Source organism: Mycobacterium sp. (assembly GCF_029961025.1).
Lineage (GTDB): Bacteria > Actinomycetota > Actinomycetes > Mycobacteriales > Mycobacteriaceae > Mycobacterium.
Window position 1 is genome coordinate 1 of record NZ_JASBVP010000023.1, and the last position, 2,739, is coordinate 2,739.

The 2,739-nt window shown below is 63.8% G+C and carries 4 protein-coding genes and 1 tRNA gene; 2 read left to right on the top strand and 3 right to left on the bottom strand.

Features of this window, described 5'->3' with window-relative positions:
- Both QJR12_RS17585 and QJR12_RS17590 read right to left on the bottom strand, forming a co-directional pair.
- Positions 1 to 212 (bottom strand): hypothetical protein (locus tag QJR12_RS17585; protein WP_300584772.1); only part of this gene is annotated, 212 nt, incomplete at its 3' end.
- A 198-nt stretch (positions 213 to 410) separates the two neighbouring features.
- A tRNA-Gly gene (locus QJR12_RS17590) sits at positions 411 to 484 on the bottom strand.
- A 352-nt stretch (positions 485 to 836) separates the two neighbouring features.
- On the opposite strand from QJR12_RS17590, the gene QJR12_RS17595 reads away from it, so the two are divergent.
- Positions 837 to 2,165 (top strand): OmpA family protein, encoded by a 1,329-nt coding sequence (locus QJR12_RS17595; protein WP_300584774.1) that lies wholly within the window; start codon positions 837 to 839, stop codon positions 2,163 to 2,165.
- A 25-nt stretch (positions 2,166 to 2,190) separates the two neighbouring features.
- On the opposite strand, the gene QJR12_RS17600 is transcribed toward QJR12_RS17595, so the two are convergent.
- Positions 2,191 to 2,451 (bottom strand): hypothetical protein, encoded by a 261-nt coding sequence (locus tag QJR12_RS17600; protein ID WP_300584776.1) that lies wholly within the window; start codon positions 2,449 to 2,451, stop codon positions 2,191 to 2,193.
- Here QJR12_RS17600 and QJR12_RS17605 point away from each other — a divergent pair.
- Positions 2,432 to 2,739: hypothetical protein (locus QJR12_RS17605; RefSeq protein WP_300584778.1), on the top strand; the 308-nt coding region annotated here is incomplete at its 3' end. The two genes, QJR12_RS17600 and QJR12_RS17605, sit on opposite strands and share 20 nt — an antisense overlap.

The window sequence follows — 2,739 nt, forward strand, 5'->3', positions numbered from 1 at the left end:
TTGCCGTAGATGATCGACATCGTGAACCCGTTGCGCTGGGTGCCGCGGCCGCTGTCGGGGATGGCATAACCCGGCAGGACGGCGATGTAGTCGCCCGACACCACTTCCGCATGCTGGCGCACGCTGGTGTCGGAGTCGTCGGCTTGGGCGAGCGCGACGGCCGGCGCGCCCAGAACAATGAACGCAAGCGATGCGGTGCGGTGGATACGCATTGGAGATTCCCTGAAAGCGGCGAGTCCCTTAACCCCAACTCCCTGGTCCTGCGACCGGGCCCTGTGCTTGGTCAATATCGACGATTCCAGGGGCCTCGTCAATCGCATTTTCGCGTTTTGGCATCGCCGAAACGTGCGCTGGCGCAAGTACGCCAGTCAGTCTGCGGCAGGCTCCCGACGGCGGCGGAATCGAGAATGTGGAGCGGGTGATGGGAATCGAACCCACGTTAGCAGCTTGGGAAGCTGCAGTTCTACCATTGAACTACACCCGCGTCTTGTTTCAATCCCGGTGCTTCATCCCCGCGGCGATGGGGCGCCTTGCCGCCGCGCGTATGGGCATATTCTAGCCCCTGCCCGAACGGGCACAAGAAGCACCAGCGCGGAAGGCGCGACGGTCCCCAGCGGGTGTAGGGAACCCTGTTCGAGCGCTTTATGGGCCGTTATTCAGTTTCGTGACGTGTTCGTGACGCACGCCCCCTCATATACGGTGGATGAACATTTATTTTTCCGCACCGGTGTGCTATATTTTCGACGCCCGATCGTTCCTCGATCGTGACGCGTCGAGGGCGAGGTGCCGGGCGAATAATCACGCGCAGGACGCGCTTTGAGGCAAGGGGGCTTTTCATGTATCGCTCAGCAAAGCTAGTGGCCATCTGCGGTCTGGCCTTGTGTGGCGCCGTTTACGCCCAGGACGATCAGGCCACCCAGCAAAACGCCGCGCCCGCCCAGGACAACGGCGCGACGGATCAGAATGGCGCCGGGGGCAATACTCAGCCGGCGGCGCCTGCCGCGGGGGGCACCGAGACCCCGGCGAATCCTGAAGCGCCCGCGGCGGGCAGCGAAAGCAATACCAGCGGAGCGGCCGAAGCCGCACCGGGCGGCGAAACCGCGCCGGCCGGCGGCGAAACGACCGAGCCCGCGCCGAGCGGCGAGCAAGCGCCGGCGTCCGCCGAGGCGATGAGCGGCGTGCGCGACATCGATTACTTGAGCGCCATGGGTCACTATCTGTTCGCCGACGACAAACACGGTCCCGAGGTGCACAACGGCGGCGGCGGCATGGGCATCTACGGTCGCCACTTCGCCAACCATTGGGGCTGGGAAGCAGTGTTCGGCTACGACAACATCGAGACCGGTCCCAATGGGGGCGGCGACCTTTACCGCTACACCTTGGGTGGTGACCTGGTCTACAACTTCGGCGATCGTCAGCACTTCACGCCGTATATCCTCCTGGGCGGCGGCGGAGACTTCAACGATGAGCACCCGCGCACCAACAACGGTGCCTCGGGGTACGCGGACGCCGGCCTGGGCTTCGTCACCGGCACTTTCTGGCACAACCGGATCCGGCTGCGCGCCGAAGGCCGTTACCTTCACGATTTCATGAGCACCGAGACCCACACCGGGTTCAACGACGTTCGGGCGGGCATCGGTATCGAAATCCCGTTTTATGTCAGCCGCGAGGTGGTCGCACCGCCGATTCCGCCCGAGAAGGTCAAGATGGTGGAAATCCCCTGGGGTCTGCGCGACGACGACGGCGACGGCGTCATCAACGAGAAGGACAAGTGCCCCAACACGCCGCCCAACACGCGCGTGGACGGCGACGGCTGTCCGATCCCGAAAGTGGTGCGCCTGGATGGCGTGACCTTCGAGTTCAACAAGACTCGCCTGCGCCCGGATGCCCAGACCATCTTGAAGTGGGTGGTGGACATCATGAAGAAGTATCCCGACATGAACGTCGAGATCGCCGGTTACACCGACAGCATCGGCAGCGACGCCTACAACCTCAAGCTGTCGCAGCGCCGTGCGGAAGCGGTGCGCGATTACCTGGTCAGCCAGGGCATCGAGTCCTCGCGCGTGACGCCGAAGGGTTACGGCAAGGCCGACCCGGTGGCGAGCAATGCCACCGCCGAAGGCCGTGAGCGCAACCGCCGCGTCGAGCTGCATATCCTCAACTGAGCATGCGCAAGGGACTGCGAGGGAGTTACATCATGAGTATGGTTAAGCGGTTCAAATTTGGCACCAGCTTGGCAGCGGTGACACTGCTGCTGGCCTGCACTTCCAACGGGCCCGGTACCGGTGCCGGGGGCAACCCCCCGCCGACGACCGGCGGAACGACCAGCGGGAACCAGGCGGTTTGCACCGCCTCGATCAGCACGGGCGCTTCGGTGACCACCAGCACGACCGCCACTTGCCTTGCCTGTTCGGTAACCAATCCCAACAACGTGATCGACAGCAATCCCACCAATTTCGCCTCGATCAACCTGGATCTGTCGTTGCTCACCGGCGGGGCGGGATTGGCGGTGAAAGGCCCTCAGGGCGTCACTTATCCGGCGGGCCAGATTCCCGGCTTCACTCTGTTCGTGCCCAACGCCTTGCTCGTCGCCGCCACGGTGCTGCCCCAGATCACCATTTCGACGGCCTTGGGCGGTACGGCGCAGGAGTCCAGCACCTTCAGCGGTGTGCTAACGCTGGATCTGCTGGGTCTGTTGTCGAACAACGCGCCGTTCTACCTCGGCATCAAGACCACCAA

Coding starts and splice junctions, on each gene's coding strand:
- QJR12_RS17595 (WP_300584774.1), top strand. CDS start 837: ATGTATCGCTCAGCAAAGCTAGTGGCCATCTGCGGTCTGGCCTTGTGT.